The organism is Chlorobium phaeovibrioides (assembly GCF_003968655.1).
Taxonomy (GTDB): domain Bacteria; phylum Bacteroidota; class Chlorobiia; order Chlorobiales; family Chlorobiaceae; genus Chlorobium; species Chlorobium phaeovibrioides.
On sequence record NZ_RXYK01000005.1, the window covers coordinates 59,637 to 77,819 of the forward strand.

At 53.4% G+C, this 18,183-nt stretch carries 14 protein-coding genes and 3 tRNA genes; 9 read left to right on the top strand and 8 right to left on the bottom strand.

What is annotated here, in order from left to right; genetic code table 11:
* Positions 1–11 precede the first annotated feature (11 nt).
* Complete coding sequence (locus EKD02_RS04740; RefSeq protein ID WP_011889832.1) at positions 12–425, bottom strand: RrF2 family transcriptional regulator; 414 nt, start codon at positions 423–425, stop codon at positions 12–14.
* 148 nt (positions 426–573) lie between these two features.
* On the opposite strand from EKD02_RS04740, the gene EKD02_RS04745 reads away from it, so the two are divergent.
* A complete protein-coding gene (locus EKD02_RS04745) occupies positions 574–1,443 on the top strand; it encodes an alpha/beta fold hydrolase (RefSeq protein WP_126342486.1) in 870 nt (289 codons plus the stop codon).
* 9 nt (positions 1,444–1,452) lie between these two features.
* Here EKD02_RS04745 and EKD02_RS04750 read toward each other — a convergent pair whose 3' ends face one another.
* The gene (locus EKD02_RS04750; protein WP_126384097.1) at positions 1,453–4,122 is read right to left on the bottom strand and encodes a putative LPS assembly protein LptD; all 2,670 of its coding nucleotides are present in this window, start codon (positions 4,120–4,122) and stop codon (positions 1,453–1,455) included.
* A gap of 136 nt (positions 4,123–4,258) precedes the next feature.
* Here EKD02_RS04750 and trpB point away from each other — a divergent pair, with 136 nt between their 5' ends.
* From trpB to phrB, 7 genes are all read left to right on the top strand, one after another.
* Complete coding sequence (gene trpB, locus EKD02_RS04755) at positions 4,259–5,458, top strand: tryptophan synthase subunit beta (protein ID WP_126384100.1); 1,200 nt, start codon at positions 4,259–4,261, stop codon at positions 5,456–5,458.
* 111 nt (positions 5,459–5,569) lie between these two features.
* Positions 5,570–5,645: transfer RNA gene (locus tag EKD02_RS04760), tRNA-Gly, on the top strand.
* Between the two features lie 84 nt (positions 5,646–5,729).
* Positions 5,730–6,881, top strand: a complete 1,152-nt coding sequence (locus EKD02_RS04765) for a transporter substrate-binding domain-containing protein (protein WP_126384103.1) — start codon at positions 5,730–5,732, stop codon at positions 6,879–6,881.
* A 75-nt stretch (positions 6,882–6,956) separates the two neighbouring features.
* Positions 6,957–7,043 (top strand) — tRNA-Ser (locus EKD02_RS04770).
* Between the two features lie 331 nt (positions 7,044–7,374).
* On the top strand, positions 7,375–7,749 hold the full coding sequence (locus EKD02_RS04775) for a rhodanese-like domain-containing protein (protein WP_185805698.1): 375 nt from the start codon (positions 7,375–7,377) through the stop codon (positions 7,747–7,749).
* A gap of 13 nt (positions 7,750–7,762) precedes the next feature.
* Positions 7,763–8,491 (top strand): type 1 glutamine amidotransferase, encoded by a 729-nt coding sequence (locus EKD02_RS04780; protein WP_126384109.1) that lies wholly within the window; start codon positions 7,763–7,765, stop codon positions 8,489–8,491.
* A complete protein-coding gene (gene phrB, locus EKD02_RS04785) occupies positions 8,488–9,846 on the top strand; it encodes a deoxyribodipyrimidine photo-lyase (RefSeq protein ID WP_126342498.1) in 1,359 nt (452 codons plus the stop codon). Before EKD02_RS04780 ends, phrB begins: the two co-directional genes overlap by 4 nt.
* On the opposite strand, the gene rnr is transcribed toward phrB, so the two are convergent.
* The gene (rnr, locus tag EKD02_RS04790; protein WP_126384112.1) at positions 9,843–12,227 is read right to left on the bottom strand and encodes a ribonuclease R; all 2,385 of its coding nucleotides are present in this window, start codon (positions 12,225–12,227) and stop codon (positions 9,843–9,845) included. The genes phrB and rnr overlap by 4 nt on opposite strands.
* Before the next feature lie 86 nt (positions 12,228–12,313).
* Positions 12,314–14,155: a protein-disulfide reductase DsbD gene (dsbD, locus tag EKD02_RS04795; protein WP_244924399.1), complete on the bottom strand. Its 1,842-nt coding sequence runs from the start codon at positions 14,153–14,155 to the stop codon at positions 12,314–12,316.
* A gap of 135 nt (positions 14,156–14,290) precedes the next feature.
* Here dsbD and EKD02_RS04800 point away from each other — a divergent pair, with 135 nt between their 5' ends.
* On the top strand, positions 14,291–14,608 hold the full coding sequence (locus EKD02_RS04800; RefSeq protein WP_126384118.1) for a cupin domain-containing protein: 318 nt from the start codon (positions 14,291–14,293) through the stop codon (positions 14,606–14,608).
* 175 nt (positions 14,609–14,783) lie between these two features.
* Here EKD02_RS04800 and EKD02_RS04805 read toward each other — a convergent pair.
* From EKD02_RS04805 to EKD02_RS04820, 4 genes are all read right to left on the bottom strand, one after another.
* Positions 14,784–14,857 (bottom strand) — tRNA-Val (locus EKD02_RS04805).
* A gap of 74 nt (positions 14,858–14,931) precedes the next feature.
* Positions 14,932–16,248: an ATP-dependent Clp protease ATP-binding subunit ClpX gene (clpX, locus tag EKD02_RS04810; protein WP_126384121.1), complete on the bottom strand. Its 1,317-nt coding sequence runs from the start codon at positions 16,246–16,248 to the stop codon at positions 14,932–14,934.
* 42 nt (positions 16,249–16,290) lie between these two features.
* Positions 16,291–16,563: a DUF4404 family protein gene (locus EKD02_RS04815; RefSeq protein WP_011889810.1), complete on the bottom strand. Its 273-nt coding sequence runs from the start codon at positions 16,561–16,563 to the stop codon at positions 16,291–16,293.
* A 90-nt stretch (positions 16,564–16,653) separates the two neighbouring features.
* Complete coding sequence (locus tag EKD02_RS04820) at positions 16,654–18,135, bottom strand: glutamate synthase subunit beta (RefSeq protein WP_011889809.1); 1,482 nt, start codon at positions 18,133–18,135, stop codon at positions 16,654–16,656.
* Positions 18,136–18,183: the final 48 nt, after the last annotated feature.

Genomic DNA, 18,183 nt, shown 5'->3' on the forward strand with positions numbered 1-18,183 from the left:
TGTCTTGAGCGTTAGTGTTCGTTGCGCTGCAGCAGTGTGGCAACGGTTGTGGAGGCAAGGAGACCCTGAATGCTGTTCTGCAGCCCTATAATGTAACCGCGCATTCTGCAGGAGGAATAAATTTCGCAGCTGTCGGCATTGACGATACAGCGGACCATATGAGGCTCTCCCTCAATGGCCAGGCCAATATCGGCAACAGTAATCTCCGACGGAAGCCGGGCAAGCATATATCCACCTTTGACCCCCTGAGCTGAAGAGGCAATGCCTGCACGGGTCAGGTTCTGCATTGCCTTGGCAAGGAACTCCTGCGAAAAACCGATATCCCGGGCCATCTCTTTGACGGTTACTGCTTCACCTGAGCCCTTCATCGCCAGATAGGCGACGGCATGAAGACCATATTCAAACTTTCTGGAAACCTGCAGCATTCTTCGCTTCACTCCGGTTGATTATCTATCGCTAAAGCTTCCCGTCTGCCATACCCACAAAGTACGCTGAGTTACTCCTGAAGCCCCTTCATCTACAAACAATATATGATTATGAAATGTAACAGGTATATTGTGAATAAAAATCATCATGAAAGCATCAGCAGCAGAGCGGTATTTCCAATGGGAACTTGATCAGGGAGTAACTGCCAAAATCCGTTACACAGAGCAGGGCACAGAGCAGGCCGGCAAACCGCCCATCCTTTTTCTGCACGGTTATGGCGGCATGATAGAACATTGGGACCTGAACATCCCGGAGTTCGCTTCGAACCATAAAATCTATGCCATGGATCTTATAGGGTTCGGACAATCCGAAAAACCCAATGTCCGCTACAGCCTGGAACTGTTTGCCACACAGATAGATGCTTTTCTGGAGCTCAAAAAAATCAGCAGGGTGGTCATTGTAGGCCATTCCATGGGGGCAGCAAGCGCAATTTTCTATGCCCACTACAAACCCGGCAATGTAGCGGCTCTTATTCTTGCCAATCCGTCGGGTCTTTTTGGCGACACCATGGACGGCATGAACAGCGTTTTTTTCGGACTTGTCGCCTCCCCGCTCATCGGCGAAGCGCTGTTTTCGGCTTTCGCCAATCCTATAGGCGTTGGACAGAGCCTGGCTCCTACCTACTACAACCAGAGCAAGGTTGACAGCAAACTGGTTACTCAGTTCACCCGCCCCCTTCAGGACCGTGGAGCATCATGGTCATACCTCTCTCCATCACGGCGTCCGAATGACTTCAAGCTCAACCATCTGGAAAAACCCTCTCACTACAAGGGGAAAACCTTTCTGATATGGGGAGCTGAAGATGTGGCTCTGCCGCCACATAAAATCATTCCTGAGTTTCAGGAACTTCTGCCGGAAGCTGCTGCATTCATTATACCTAAAGCGTCACACTGCGTCCACCACGATGCTCATGAAGCATTCAACCAGCGGCTCCGCCAGATTCTCAACACGCTCTGAATAGTGCCGTCAAGAGCCGCCGCCAAGTGATGTCCCGCTCTGTTTGAAACGGATGTCGCGAAGCTGCGGCGCCTTCAGGCCAATCTGAAGTGAGTAACTCTTGAACTCGCCGAACGGGACCCACTGAAACGCCAGCTGCCAGCAGTGGAGGTCGCGATGGATTTGCACCATCGGAAACGCCATCTCGTTTTTCTGAAGGTCATAGCCGGCATTGAGCCACAGCTGCCAATGGCTGGAAAGGCCGAGTTTCACCATGGCGTTGAGCAGCGACATTGTTTCTGCCGAAACTGTCCGGCCCGGATAGTTTGAATCAGTCCTGTCTTTGCTGAGGAGCAGCGACATCTGGATCTGCCACGGCAGGGTGTAATCAATGTCACTGAAATCACCCATGTTCATGCTTTCAAGAAATGTCGACTGATTGGCATTCATGACAAGCGGAGCCGCGGAGCTCCTTGAAGTGCCCGATACTTCCCCCCCGGGCCTGTCTCCTTCAAAACTCAGACTCATGTTGACAAACCCTTTCACAAAACGCATGATGCCATACCCTTCAGAACTGCTTGAACGGTCGATTCTTTCTCCGGTTGAGGAGTTGTAGCTGTAAGGGTCATACATCCCGCCCGCGCTCAACAGGAAATGATCAGAAAAAGGAGTGACCTCGGCTCTGAGGGTGAGGGGGGCCCACTTCAGTGAATCCGCTGCTGCATTGTATTCCGTTCTTGCTGTCAAGGAGAGGAGTTCCCGGCTCCTGTCGCTCCCTTCTTCTCCTTCAATACCGGGATACTCGCTGCCACGGAATTTCCCGTGAAGAAGGTTCTTGAGCGAAATGCCCAGTGTACTCTGGCCAGCAGGCACTCCGGTGAAGGAGGGGGCCTCGAACCTGCCGAAAAAGAGGGGGTTGTACCAGCCGTAGGGGTCATAGGAAAAATCAGTGCCCGAAAACGACGGGTTCCATGTATAGCTCACCGTCGGCACAATGGTATGGCGCAGGGCTTTCAGCCCCATAAGATGCTCAAGCCAGGGAGTGTCAACCGTGCCATAGAGCCGGGTGCTGATATCGGTGGAAAACACCACAGTTGACGAGGTGGTGGCGGAATCGGATTCGGGCTCGTAGTGGACAAAAGTCAGCGACGGGTTCACATTGAAATGACGGTAGAGGGTAGACTGCATCCGCAGCGGCATCACGACTCTTGCTCCCGTATAGGCTGTGGGGTAAAGGGTGGTATCGGGCTCGGCATTCTGAATGCTCAGCCCCTGGGTGAAGAGTGCGGTGAAGTTGTCGGAATAGCGTTTGTAATAGCCAACATCCACATTGGCATTGATGGCATTGCCGGTTGACTCGGTGTCGCCAGATGAAATGAAGTCTCCGGCATAGGAAACTCCGGTTGCGACGGAAACATTCGAGCGCCAGTCATTGGAGGTCAAAAAGGGATATATCCTGTTCTGGAAATACGAGGAGGCCACCCTCTGTGATGAGTTGTTGTTGCGCAGATCCTCTGACCGGTTGTATGAGAGCTCGGCAACACTGTTGTTGTCATGGAATGTTCGTGAAAGTGAGGCTGAAGCATTCGACTGTTCAGTGACAATGGTCTCCGAATCAATGGAGTTCAGGTCGGTCTCCCGCTCTCCTCCAATAAACTGCATGTTTGCATTGAGGGTGGTCTTTTCGTCAATTGCCTGACTGTGTATGATCCTTGCGTTCCAGCTGCTGCCTGCCTCCTCTTCACTGTATTCTCCTGTCAGTGAGCCCGAATAGTCTCCGCTCTTCACATACCGGAACCGCTCGCCGATCCTCCAGTCGCCACCTGCACCTATATCTCCCTCAAGGCGGAGATCCATGTAATCATTGATGGCCCAGAAATACCCGAGATTCGAGAGCATGAATCCGTCGCCATCCACCCCCGGCCGGGCAATCAGGAACCCTGACTTCCTGCCTGATGAAATGGGAAAGACCATGTAGGGAAGTGGAAGGAGGGGAATGACGGGAAGACGGTAGGAAAAAATTTCAGGGCGGACATACATCACAATCGGCCAGGCTGAAATCCAGCTGTCGGGCGCAATATGTGCACGGGAGGCTGAAAACCAGTAATGTGGTTCTTCAAGGTCACAGGTAGTGAACGAACACCCTTTGATGCTTAAATCGCCGTCGGGAAGGCGGGTAACATCATCGCCGTCAAAAATAATTCCATTGGACGATGAACTCGCCTCAAAGGTGCGACCCTTTCTGGTATCAAAATTATAGGTAATTACCTCACCGCTGAACCCCCCGCCGGAATCCGAAAATGCTGCCGGGTCGACAAGGGTTTTGGCTGAATCCGTTTTCCCGTATGCCGTCAGGGTTGAGGAGGCGTTGTTGATGATGATTTTCGGCGCTTTGATGGTAGCCCCTTCATGCGTCACAACTCCTTTTCCCCATAATTCAAGCTTCTTGGAGTCAAGCAGGTATACCATAGAATCCCGGGCAGCATAGACCACAGGACCTGAAACCCCTCCCCCGCTGCCGGAAAGGGTATCGGGCTGTGCTTTAAACAGCCCGCTGAATGGCTTGACTGGAGAGGAACTGCTGCTATCAGCTGCTGCAGGCTCCTGCCCCGAAGCCGCAGGAGACAAGCCGAGGCTTGAAAACGCCGGAAGAAAAAGGGTCAGGAGAAGTATCCTTATGGATTGTTGCAAGCTCTTCACGGAATGGCTGTCGGCAGTCTTTGGTTGTGATATTCTTGAGGAAATTATTAAATATAATTTTTATTGCCGTATGATACGGTACTTTCTGACAATCAGGGCTCTCCAGCCTGCTGCTGCAACCACTCGCATACAACTCATGTCGCCATCAACCTACTCTGCTCCCGATCACGCTGGAAAATTCGGTGAATTTGGCGGGAAATTCATACCCGAAACCCTTGTCCAGAACGCAGCGGCACTGGAAGAGGCATACATTCAGGCAAAAAATGACCCGAAGTTCCAGCAGACGCTGGACCGTCTTCTGGCCGATTATGTCGGCCGCCCGACACCCCTGTACCATGCCGAAGGGCTGTCAGCAAAATGTGGAGGCGCCCGGATTTACCTCAAACGGGAAGATCTCTGCCACACCGGTGCCCATAAAATAAATAACGCTCTCGGGCAGGTTCTTCTGGCCAGGCGCATGAACAGAAAACGGGTTATCGCTGAAACCGGCGCGGGGCAGCATGGCGTTGCCACTGCTACCGTCTGCGCGCTCTTCAACCTTGAGTGCGTCGTCTACATGGGAGAGGAGGATATCCGCCGCCAGGCTCCTAATGTTGCCCGCATGAAGCTCCTTGGTGCCGAAGTCCGTCCGGTGACGAGTGGCTCAAGAACCCTCAAAGATGCCACCAGCGAAGCCATCCGCGACTGGATGAACAACCCCGAAGAGACATTCTACATCATCGGCTCCGTCGTCGGCATGCACCCCTATCCCATGATTGTGCGCGATTTCCAGGCAGTCATAGGCCGCGAAACCCGTCGCCAGATTCTCGAGCAGGAGGGCCATCTCCCTGACCTCATCACTGCATGCATAGGGGGCGGAAGCAACGCCGTGGGCATGTTCTACGAGTTTCTTTCCGATACTCCAACCGTTGAACTCGTCGGTGTTGAAGCTGCTGGCGAAGGGCTGGAGGGCCGCCATGCCGCATCCCTCACCATGGGCAGCCCGGGAGTACTTCACGGAGCCATGACCAAACTCCTGCAGAACGAAGACGGTCAGATACAGGAGGCCCACTCCATATCTGCCGGGCTCGACTACCCCGGCGTCGGCCCTGAGCATTGCCACCTGCAGGAGCTCGGTCTCGTTTCCTACACTTCGGCGACTGACATTGAAGCGCTTGGGGCACTGAAAACCCTGGCTGAAACCGAAGGGATCATCTGCGCCCTTGAATCTGCCCACGCTATCCACTACGCCATACAGCGAGCCTCCACAATGCCGAAAGAGGCAATCATCATCGTGAACCTTTCAGGCAGAGGCGACAAGGATATGGAAACCATAATGAAGGAGCTCAACCTCTGAAAAAAGCTGTAAAAGAAAAATGTTCAACCGGCCGGGAAAGAAAAGCCGGAAAAATAAAGAGCGGGTTGCACAGAAAAAAAATATCCTTATATTAACAGCTCAATAATTGACGCGGGAATAGCTCAGTTGGTAGAGCACAACCTTGCCAAGGTTGGGGTCGCGAGTTCGAGTCTCGTTTCCCGCTCCAGAACACACAAAGCCTCTGATACCCTTCAGAGGCTTTTCTGCTTTCAGCGCTCCCCCGCCAGCATGAATAAAAACTGACACAATCATGCACACACCGCTTCAGAACCACCCCCGTACCCCAATTCTCAGCCAAAGCATCGCAAAGAAAACCTGCAGGGCTTGCCGGATCGGGTTCGCACTCCTCTCTCTCGTGGCAATAACCATTATCATGACCACAGGAACCCGGGACGCCTCAGCCAGGGAAAGAGAGCTCACTGTTGCCACAAAGCACTCCCCTCCTTTTGCAATGCAGAAGGAAAATGGAGAATGGGAAGGCATATCCATAGACCTGATGCGCGCCATAGCAAAAAAACAGGACCTGGGCATCACCTTCATACCGATGAGCCTGCCCGATATGATAGAAGCGGTTGCCGTGAGAAGGGTCGATATTGCAGCCGCAGCCCTCACCATGACCGTGGAACGCGAAGAGCAGCTTGATTTCTCCCACCCCTATTTCCAATCGGGCCTGGCCATTGCCGTCAGAGAAAAAGACGATGGGTGGGAATATGCCCTCCGGCGCCTGTTTTCGCCCGCATTCCTGAAAGTTCTTGGGGGGCTCTCTCTCCTGTTGCTTCTTTCGGGGTTTCTGGTCTGGGTGTTCGAACGGCGCAACAATCCCGACAACTTCGGTGGCGGGCCCGTGGAAGGCATCTGGTCGGGATTCTGGTGGGCAGCTGTAACCATGACCACCGTGGGATATGGCGACAAAGCACCCAAAACCCCTCCCGGACGGATTGTTGCTCTTATCTGGATGTTCACCAGCCTTGTTGTCATTTCCGGCTTCACCGCCGCAATGACAACCTCCCTGACCGTCGGCTCCCTCGGTACCGGAATCCGGCAGGTTGACGACCTGTACGGAAAAAAAGTTGGCACAGTCAAAGCATCAACCAGCAGCAGATTTCTGGATGAACTGGCAATCAGAGGCCAGAACTTCCCTACAGTCAACGATGCGCTCCATCTGCTTGAACAAGGAAAACTCGACGCCGTCGTCTACGATGAACCCATCCTGCGCTATCTCATCACAACAGGAGAAATCCACGGAATCAAGGTTGTCAACCGATCGTTCCGGCATGAATATTATGCCCTCGCCCTTCCCCCAAGAAGCACGGAAAGAGAAACGCTCAACCGGAACCTGCTCGAAATAATCAATTCGAAAGACTGGAAGGAGATCAGGTTCAAATACCTGCACAACGAGTAACCCGCTGACTCTTTGGGAATATCCCCCCATTTGTTAAATTCAAACCCCCCGAACTCCCTCAAAAAAAAACACCCCGGAGAGGTGGCAGAGTGGTTGAATGTGGCGGTCTCGAAAACCGTTGTGCGCGCAAGTGCACCGAGGGTTCGAATCCCTCCCTCTCCGCAAAACCCTGCCGCAAGGCAGGGTTTTGGCTTTCTGGGAGGGATTTGAACCCGAAGAGAGGGTTCGAAAACGGCCAAAGGCCGTTTAGACGGCGAGCGAATGCGAGACCGCCCCTTTAGGAGTGGAGGCCAAAGGCCGGAATCAATCCCTCCCTCTCCGCAGAAAAAAAAAGCTTCCAGCATATCGGAAGCTTTTTTGATTTAGTGAACTTCCCGCTCCGTCCGCCTTGCACTCACATCGTTCAACACAATTTGATCTGTGCATCAAGGGTATCCGGAAGAGAATTGTGTATTATCCCCCTACGCCACTCAATAAACAAGTATATGACTATATGACGAAGGTTAAAGATATCGACCCAACTGCTGCTTTTGCGATGACTAAAAAAGGTGCGCTGCTCATTGATGTGCGCGAAGCCCGTGAAGTGAAGAGAACGGCTTTTGATGTTGATGAAGTGATGCTGGTGCCCATGAGCCGGTTTTCGAGCATGATGAAGGAAATACCCACCAACCGCAAAGTGATTCTTGCCTGCCATACAGGAAGCCGCAGCATTATGGCAGCCCGCATGCTGGAGAAGCATGGGCACAAAAGAGTGCTCAACATGCAGTATGGCATTGCAAAATGGGAACGCACAGGTCTGCCTGTCAAAAAAGCACCGAAACAGCCTCCGTTCGCCTGGCTGAAAAAGCTGTTCGGTAAACAGTCCTAAGCATCCTGTTCCAATGCCAAATAAACTGCTTATTGTCCAAAACATCCGGCATGAAGGCCCCGGGCTTCTTGAAGAACTCGTGCTTCGCCGCAACATTGCCACCCGACGGGTTGATCTCTCCCTCGGCGACAGCGTTCCTGATCCCCTGCATTTCAGCGGCATGGTGGTGCTCGGCGGGCCCCAGAGCGTCAATGACGACACGCCGGCCATGCGCCAGCAGCTGAGGCAGATTGAGCAGGCTCTCTCTCACGGAATCCCTTATCTGGGCATCTGCCTCGGTATGCAGGCTCTGGTGAAGGCGGCAGGCGGCAGGGTTGTTCAGTGCCCTGTGCCTGAAACCGGCTTTCTTTCCCCATCGAATGAACCCTACCGGATGGTGGTAACAGAAACGGGGGCCGGGGATGCGCTTTTTGATGGCCTTGGCCAGAGGTTCAGGGTGTTTCAGCTGCATGGTGAAACTGTTGAACTGGCGGCAGGAACCGAGCTGATCGGACGGGGAACAGAGTGCCCGAATCAGGCGGTAAAAGTGGGTTCAAAGGCGTATGGTCTCCAGTGCCATTTTGAGATGACTCCCGCCTCGTTCAGCCAATGGATGGAGATTGACCCTTCGCTGAAGGCGATGGAGAGGGCGCTGCTTTTCAAACAGTTCAATGAAGTGGCCGATGAGTACCGGGCAACAGGGCTTCGGCTTCTTGGCAACTTTCTTGATAGTGCGGGATTCGGGGAGAACAGGAAACAATGATCGATCCACGATGCATTTCAAGACTGAACGAAGCAGAAGAGAAGCGTGGCCCGGTCATCTACTGGATGTCGCGCGACCAGCGGGTGCAGCATAACCGCGCGCTGCTCTTTGCGCAAATGAAGGCGAAGGCTCTCGGCCAGCCTTTGAGGGTCGTCTTTACTCTTGCGTCCTCTTTTATCGGGGCAACCTATCGTCAGTACCATTTCATGCTTGAGGGGCTCCGCGAGATTGAGCTCCTCCTGGGTGAGCTGAACATCGGGTTCGTCCTGCTGCAGTGCAGCCCGCAAAGCGGTGGTCCGGGAAAGGAACTTGAAGGGTACGCCGGCAGTTCCGGGGCAGGATGCGTTGTGACCGATTACTCCCCTCTCAGAATCAGCCGGCAGTGGAAGCAGCAGGCAGCTGCCTCACTCAAGGTTCCGCTCTACGAAGTTGACGCTCACAACATTGTCCCCTGCCATGCCGCATCAGGAAAACAGGAGTATGCCGCACGCACCTTCCGCCCGAAAATCAACCGGCTGCTCGGGGAGTTCCTGCAGCCGCTGCAGGCAGTTGAAGCAATGCCGCATAAGGCCGAGCTGCAGGAGGTGAACTGGAGGGAGGTTTTTGCCAACCTTTCAGTCGACAGAACGGTTGAGCCGATCGACTGGCTGAAACCCGGAGAGAGAGCCGCCGGTGAACATCTCAGGCGCTTCATCAGCGAGAAGCTTCCCCGATACTCCGAGCTTCGCAACGACCCCACGGCCGAAGGTACATCACTTCTCTCCGCCTACCTGCATTTTGGTCAGCTCAGCGCAGCGCAGGTTGCCCTTGAAGTTCAGAGCAGCGGTGCCCCGGAAGAATCGAAAGCTGCCTTTCTTGAGGAGCTGATTGTCCGGAGGGAGCTGTCGGACAATTACTGCGCACATCAGGAGCAGTACGATGCCTACGAGGGGCTTCCAGGATGGGCCCGTCAGAGTCTGGAACAGCATTCCCTTGACCCGAGGGAGGCTCTCTACTCCCCACAGGAATTTGAAACGGCAGCAACGCACGACCGTCTCTGGAATGCCGCCCAGAAGGAACTGCTGCACACGGGGAGAATCCACGGTTACATGCGGATGTACTGGGCAAAAAAAATTCTTGAGTGGAGCCCGTCTCCACGGGAGGCATTTGAGACGGCACTATGGCTGAACGACCGGTACGCACTTGATGGAAGGGACCCGAACGGGTACAGTGGAGTGGCTTGGTCAATCGGCGGCCTGCATGACCGGCCGTGGTTTGAGCGGCCGGTTTACGGGAAAATCAGGTACATGAACGCTTCAGGGTGCAGAAGGAAGTTCAATGTGGAGCGCTACATTGCGAAGCAGGGGGCTGGTTAGCCAAGTGTAAGGTCTATGGTGCGGCGCTGCATGTCTACTTCATGCACCTTCACTTTTACTTTCTGGCCAATCTGCAGGCGCTTTTTGCGGCGTTTGCCGACAAGTGAGTAGGATTTCTCATCAAATTCGTAGTAGTCGTCTGTGAGGTTGCGCATATGCACCAGCCCTTCAATGGCAAAGTCGACCATACGGACATAGATGCCGTATTCGGTTGCTCCTGAGATGACACCGGGATAAACCTTGCCGGTATGGCTCTGCATATACTCCACCTGCTTCAGCTTGATTGATTCCCGCTCGGCTTCAACGGCAATCTTTTCCCGTTCATTGGAAATGCGGCAGACCGTCTCGATTTTCTGGGTCAGTTCAGCAATCCTTGCAGGGGTAATCTTGCGGCGCTTTTTACGGAATGCTTCGTACTCAAAGAGCATACGATGGACGATGAGATCGGGGTAGCGTCTGATCGGGGAGGTGAAGTGGGTGTAGTGATCAAACCCGAGGCCGTAATGGCCGTCGTTTTCACCGGTGTAGACAGCTTTCGACATGCATCGGAGCACGAGCTCGTTGACGAGAAATTCAACATTGCTGCCGCGGACCTTCTGAAGGAGCTCCCGGAGCGCTTTGGCCGATACAATCGGGCCATCCTTGGCTTTATTGAGTTTGAGTTCGTAGCCCATCTTCTTGACAAAGTTGGCCAGAATGGTCACCCGTTCCTGCTGGGGAGAACCGTGAACACGGTAAATCACCGGCTGAGGCTCCTTCTTTCCATCCTTGAAGGTTTTGGTGAGATGCTCAGCCACCTTGCGGTTGGCCAGCAGCATAAACTCTTCAATGAGCCGGTGGCTGCCGAGTCGTTCCTTTTTCATCACCTCAAGCGGCTCTCCCTTGCTGCCGAGCCTGAAGCGGACCTCCTCGGTTTCAAAGTCGAGGCCTCCGTGACGGAAACGCTCTTCACGAAGAAGCACGCTGATCTTCTCGAGCAGCTGCAGCTCCATCAGGTAATCGCCTTTCCCGTTATTGAGTATGTCCTGTACATCTTCGTAGGTGAACCGGCGCTTGCTGTGAATTACTGTCTTGTGGAACTCCTGTTTGCTCACCTTGCCTTTTTCGTTCATGGTGAAAAACACCGAAAAGGCCATCCGGTCAACACCGGGGTTAAGGCTGCAGATATCCTCTGAAAGCCGTGAGGGAAGCATCGGAATGACGCGGTCAACAAGGTAGACGGAGGTTGCTCGTTTAAGGGCCTCTTTGTCGAGAGCCGAGTCTTCGGGCACATAGTGCGACACATCGGCAATATGGACACCGATACGCCAGTTGCCGTCGCCCAGGGATTCGACGGAGAGCGCGTCGTCAAAATCTTTGGCGTCAACAGGGTCAATGGTAAAGAGCACTTTGTCGCGAATGTCAAGCCGCTCCTTGAGATCTTTATCGGTCACACCCATTTTTATGGTTTCGGCCGCTTTGATAATCTCCTTTTCAAATGTTTCGTCAATACCCTTGCTGCGGGCAATGGCGCTTACTTCAACGGCAGAGTCGCCTGCAGTGCCGAGAATCTCAAGCACCTTTGCCTGAATGGTTCCCTCTTTGCTGAAGTCAAGTTCACCGACAAGCACTTTCTGGCCATCCTTGGCCTTGGCAGAATTCTTGATGGAGATGATGATTTCAGGCAGAATCTTCCGCTCGTCGGCTTTGAGGTTGAAGCGGCGATTGGCGCGGACAAGTGTTCCCACAATGGTGGTTATCCGGCGGTTGATGATATTGGTGATCAGGCCCTCACAGCGCTGGTGCGGCGAGGAGCGTGATGAGTAGGAGGAAGGGACCTTGGCAACAAGAACCTCGACCTCATCGCCGTGAATTGCGGAGTTCATGTCGTTGGCCTTGATGAACACATCATCATCGAAGCCATCAACCTTCACGAAACCGTAACCGTTGGGATGGGTGGTGATGAAGCCGGTATAGCTTTTATCAACCTTGTACTGTTCCTTGTCTGGAACAGGGAAAGTCTTCTGATGCTGGATATGTTCTTCATAGGAGGCATCGGGGCTCGCCATGCCGTAGCAGCGGTTGGAATCCTTGTCGACAGCACCCTCTTCCTGCAGCTTATGGAGAACATACCAGAATCCGGGGAGCTGGCGGGATTCGCCGTAACCCATCACCTTGGCAAGTTCTACCGAGCGGTACCGCTCTTTTTCATGGTCGGAAAGAAAGTTGACAATTTCAGCGGCCATGGAACTTTCGCCGCGTTTGAAAAGGAACTCGTTGATGAGGATATGATCATTGGGCTTTACCCTCTCGCCGCTTGACCGGGAGTTCGTCCGTGAATCCGGACGACGGCGGGTTCCTTCCTGGGGCTTTGTTTTTTTGCTGTATCGCTGTCTTGCCACTGCTTCTCTTCTTTTTTATTATTTCAATGTTATATAAGGTAATAACATTGATGGACAGTTCAGCAAAAAATCAGCAAATGAATGGGTCAGCGGAATGCGGGATTCCGGAGAAAATCTTCTGGAGGAACAAACCCCACCACCCTGCTGCCGGGAATTTCCGTTCCGGCTTGATCAAAAAAAACAATGGCGGGAGGGCCGAAAACACTGAACCGTTTCATCAAAAGGCGGTCATCCTCACTGTTGGCGGTTACATCAGCCTGCAGCAGCGTCATTGAACCAAGCTGCTTCATGACTGCCGGGTCACCAAAGGTGACATGCTCAAGCTCCTTGCAGGAGACGCACCAATCCGCATAAAAATCAAGCATCACCGGGCCGGTGGTGGAGTTGAGCAGGCTGTCAAGCTCGGCCGACGAACGAACCGGAGAAAACTGCAGTGTTGCAATCTCTTTCCTTTCGCTGGATGAAACGGGGCGGATTTCCGAGAGTGGCTGCAGCGGGTTCCTGGCTCCCGATAGAGACCCGGCAATTTCCAGAAGACCAATTGCAAGCATGACAATGCCAAGGGCATGACGAAACCTGCTGCCGGTGGTGGGCTTTTCTGGCAGCCGGCTCATCACTCCCAGAAACACTGCAGAGAGAATGGCGAGAGCTCCCCATAGAAACAGAAGTACCTGTGCCGGCAGCACCGGAGTCACCATCCAGATGGCAACGGCAATGAGAAGGATGCCGAACACATATTTCACCCCCTGCATCCACGCCCCTGCCCTCGGCAGGAGCCACCCGGCGGAAAGACCGATAAGCAGAAGCGGCACACTGATGCCAGCCGCCATTGAAAACAGTGCAAGGCCGCCAATCACCACATTTTTCGTCTGGCTGATATAGACCAGCGTGCCAGCCAGCGGTGCCGCTACACAGGGGCCGATAACCAGGGCGGAGATTGCTCCCATGAGAAACACCCCGAGAATACGACCGCCCTTCAGTTTGCCTGAGGCTGCGCTCAGCCTGTTCTGCATGGACGAGGGAACCTGCAGCTGGTATACATCGAACATTGAGAGGGAGAGCACAACGAGAAGAGCGGCAAAACCTGCAAGAACGGCAGGCTGCTGAAGGAAACCGGCAAGTCCCTCGCCGGCAAGTCCCGCCGCAATGCCCAGAAGGGTGTAGACCAGAGCCATGCCGCCGCTGTAGACAAGAGAGAGCAGAAAACTTCGCATCCTCGTACTCTCCCCTTCTCCGGCAATGATGGAGGAAAGGATGGGGAGCATCGGAAGAACGCAGGGGGTAAAGGCAATCAGCAAACCGAACACAAAAAATGCCAGAGCTATTTTCCAGAGACTCCCCTCCATAAGGGTAGCCGTTGCCAGAGAGCCTTCTTCACCCTGAAAGGAAGCCACGGCCGGTTCAGCCGGGAGTGTGGGCTCAGGGTTTATGCCAAAGAAGCCCGTTTGATGGACCGCAGCAAGAGCTCCCGGCTTTGCGGGATCCACAGTGAATTTCGTTGTTGAGGGGGGATAACAGAGCCCCTCTTCGGAACACCCCTGATGGGTAACACTGAGCCTGAAGGGTCCCGGTGCGGCACTGAAGGGAACAGAAACATCAAGCCGGTCATGATAGATGACAGAGGGCCCGCCCGTTTCGGAATCGACTGTTGCTATCCCTTCGGGCAGTTCGGGAACGCCGATCTCCGCGGAGCCACCCTCGGCCACAATCCTGATCTGGTCACGATAGAGCTTGTATCCTTCGGCTATCTCCCAATGGAGGGACACCGAACCGTCAGTTTCAAGAGATGCGCGGAGCCTGAAGGCTGAATCGGGATCCAGAAAATCGGCTGCCCTTAGAGAAACGGCACCAACGAGAAGGCCAAGAAGCGCCAGAAGCGGCAAGAGGATACGCCGAAAGCCGGCACCGGTGGAAGTAAAGGTTTTCATGCAGGTAAAGTACGCTTTTTCCAACTTTTCCATAACCCATAGAGAGGAGGCGAAAGTGTAGATTTCTTCTCACCAGAAAAATAAACACATTATTCGTCATAGAACACGAGATCAACACTCAAGAACACAGCCCTTATGCAGAATATTTTTTCCGGGTTTCAGGCAACGCCGACTCATGAAGCGGTTGAAGAGCTGCTTCGCTCGCCTCATGTGCGTATTGAACGCATTGTTTCAAACGGCCAGGCCTCTCCAGAGGGTTTCTGGTATTATCAGGATGAGTCGGAATGGGTGGCCGTTCTGGAAGGCAGAGCTGCAATAGGGTTTGAAAACGGAGAAGCCGTCGAGCTTTCAGCCGGAGACGCCATCACCATTCCGGCTCACACAAGGCACAGGGTGCTATGGACCCACAGTGAACAACGAACCGTGTGGCTGGCGGTCTTTTACCAGAGCTAAAAAAAAGGAAGTAGGGGACGTTGTTGAATAACGCAAATAAAAAATGAAGAGGCACAGGGCCTCCTCTCAATGCATCAAATTGATAGTTATTCACGATATTCAACAACGTCCCCTAGTTTTAGAGGACAAAGGAAAGCCCTGTAAGTCGTTATCTTACAGGGCTTTATGTAGGGTGTGGGCGATAGAAGATTCGAACTTCTGACCTCTACAGTGTCAGTGTAGCGCTCTAACCAACTGAGCTAATCGCCCTTCCTTGGTGAAGGGCTGTTAATATATGACACACTGCGTACATTTGCAACGCAAAACGGGTTCGCGCTGCTCTTTTATGCAGTTTTTTTCTTCTTCCCGTCCTCTGTGAGGTAGGTTGGGGAACCGGTGCCGTCAATGGTATCGGCAGTAATAATGCATTTGCCGATCCCTTTCATTGAGGGAAGTTCAAACATGATGTCAATCATCACATTTTCAAGGACGGAGCGCAGGGCACGGGCTCCGGTACCCCGCTCCAGGGCTATGGCAACAACCCTGTCAAGGGATTCGGGAGCAAATTCTAGCTCAACGCCATCCATTTCAAACAGCTTGGCATACTGCTTGATGAGAGCGTTCTTCGGCTCAACGAGAATGCTGCGCAGAGCGTGTTCATCAAGTGGCTCCAGGGAAGAGAGAACAGGAAGACGGCCGATGAATTCGGGAATGAGGCCATATTCGTGCAGATCGTCCTGCATCACGAATTTGAGGATTCCGGGGTCGTATCCAGCCTTTTTGTCTGCAACGCCGGCACCAAATCCCATTGATGATTTCGACATCCGACGGGCTATGAGACGATCAAGCCCTTCAAATGCCCCTCCGCAGATGAAGAGGATGTTTTTTGTGTTGATGTTGATGAGCTGCTGCTCGGGATGTTTCCTCCCCCCTTTGGGAGGAACACCGACAACGGCACCTTCAAGAATTTTCAGTAGAGCCTGCTGGACACCTTCTCCCGATACATCGCGGGTAATGGAGACATTGGCGGATTTGCGGGCAATCTTGTCAATTTCATCGACATAGATAATGCCCCGTTCAGCCCGCTCAAGATTGAAGTCGGAGGCGTGAAGCAGTCGGGCGAGAATGGTTTCAACATCGTCTCCCACATACCCTGCCTCGGTAAGGGATGTGGCGTCAACAATGGAGAAAGGAACTTCAAGCAGATTGGCAAGCGTCTGGGCAAGCAGGGTTTTTCCTGTACCGGTGGGACCGATAAGCATGATGTTGCTCTTTTCAATGACAACCTCGTCATCGTCATGTTGCCATTCCTGGGAATCAATCCGCTTATAATGGTTATAGACGGCTACTGCGAGGGCTTTTTTAGCCCGCTCCTGTCCGACCACATACTGGTCTAGCGACTCCATGAGTGCTTTCGGGCTGACCAGCTTGACAGGAAACGGCTGACCTGCTACCGGTTCGGAGTGCTGTATGGCGCTGAGTTCTTTGCGAAGAATATCATGGGATGTTCTAATGCAGCGGTCACAGATAAAGGCATTCGGGCCGGCAACCATACTGTCTACCTCCTGCGAACTTCTTCCGCAGAATGAGCAGTACACAGGTTCGCCAGGACCGCCGGATGTTCTTGCTTTTCCTTTCGCCGGAACTTTTTCTCTTGTCATCTAATTCTTGTGCGTCAACGGTTTATTGAAATCTGACAGGGCTCACAGCCCCATATTGGCCAGGCTGTCGAGCAGATGTTTGATGGTCATGCTGAGCTTGGGATGGTCCGCCTCGAAGTGCCCGACGGCGTCACTCATGCGTTCCATCAGCGGCTCGTCTTCAGCTGAGGGACATTCGGTCTGTTTTTCGCTTATGTTACGAATGTCATCGCGAAGGGTGGAAAGAACTCTGGCGGTAGTGTCATCAACACATTCAACCTTTTCCAGCTCGCGATGAAGCGCCTGAAGCTGTTCCCTCAATTTTTCCTGTTCCATATCCTGTTTCTGAGTTCTGAGTGCCTGGTTCTTAACGGCTCTGGTTTAGTGGAGAGATACCTTGTATAACTGCTGGAATGTGCAGATAGTTTAGGGTAGTGAGGTTTCTCCCATGAGAAAACGATCGCACTCGCGTGCAGCTCCCCGACCCTCCTGAATTGCCCAGACCACAAGACTCTGACCGCGCCGGGCGTCGCCGGCCGCAAATACTTTTTTGCGGCTGGTCAGGTACTGTTTTTCTGATGCTTTGATGTTTGAACGCTCGTCGCATGCTACCCCGAGCTGTTCGGCAAGAGCTGCTTCAGGACCTGCAAAGCCCATGGCAAGAAGCACCAGTTCGGCAGGAATGCTCTCTTCGGAACCTGCTACAGGCTGAGGAATGAACCGGCCATCCTTCTTGACCCATTCAACCTGTGAAACCTGAAGCGCTTTAAGATTGCCGCCTTCGTCAGCAATGAACTTTCTCGTCATCATGGAGTACCGTCTGGGGTCTTCACCCTGCAGAACAGCGGCCTCTTCCTGACCGTAATCAACCTTGAAGGTTTTCGGCCACTGGGGCCAGGGGTTGTCCCCGGTTCTCTCAAGTGCGGGTTTCGGCATGATTTCAAGCTGTACAACGCTCTTGCATCCCTGTCGCAGGGAGGTAGCCACACAATCGGTACCTGTATCACCACCACCGATGACCACCACATTTTTTCCTTCGGCTGAAAGCACCGGCTGTGAATCACCAAGGAGAGCCTTGGTTGAGGAACGGAGAAAATCCATGGCAAAATGAATCCCGCCGCTCTCCCTGCGCCCTTCGGCATCAAGGTCACGGGGCACGGTTGAGCCTGTACAGAGTACCGCGGCGTCAAAATCCTCAAGCAGTTTTTCAGCAGGGCAGCTGCTGCTGCCGACTTCTGTATTCGGCATGAACACGACCCCTTCCTCTTCCATAATGTCTATCCGGCGCTGCACAACGGCCTGCTTGTCGAGCTTCATGTTGGGAATACCATACATCAGCAATCCCCCGCAGCGGTCATCGCGTTCAAAAACCGTCACGCTGTGGCCAGCTTTGTTGAGCTGGTCGGCGCAGGCCAGACCTGCCGGACCTGACCCGACAACAGCAACCCGTTTTCCTGTCCGGTGCTCAATTTTTTTAGGAACAACAAACCCCTCTGCAAAGGCGTGCTCAATAATGTCGCACTCAATATTTTTGATTGTGACCGGTGGTTCAATAATGCCGAGCACGCACGACCCTTCACAGGGAGCCGGACATACCCGTCCGGTAAATTCAGGGAAATTGTTGGTTTTCATCAGCCGGTCGTAGGCGTCCCGCCAGAATCCGCGGTAAACATCATCGTTCCACTCGGGGATCAGGTTATGAATGGGACAACCGGTGGTCATGCCACCGAGCATGATCCCTGTATGACAGAAGGGAGTTCCGCAGTCCATGCAGCGGGCGCCCTGGCTCTGCAGCGCCTCGTCGGACATCTTCAGATGAAACTCTTTCCAGTCCTTTATTCTCTCCAGAGGCGCCCTGTCAGCAGGAACCTCCCTCTGGAACTCCATAAAACCCTTCACTTTGCCCATAGCAATAATTTAGTCTTTTCGTGTCCGGGCCATCTGCCCGGCGCCATT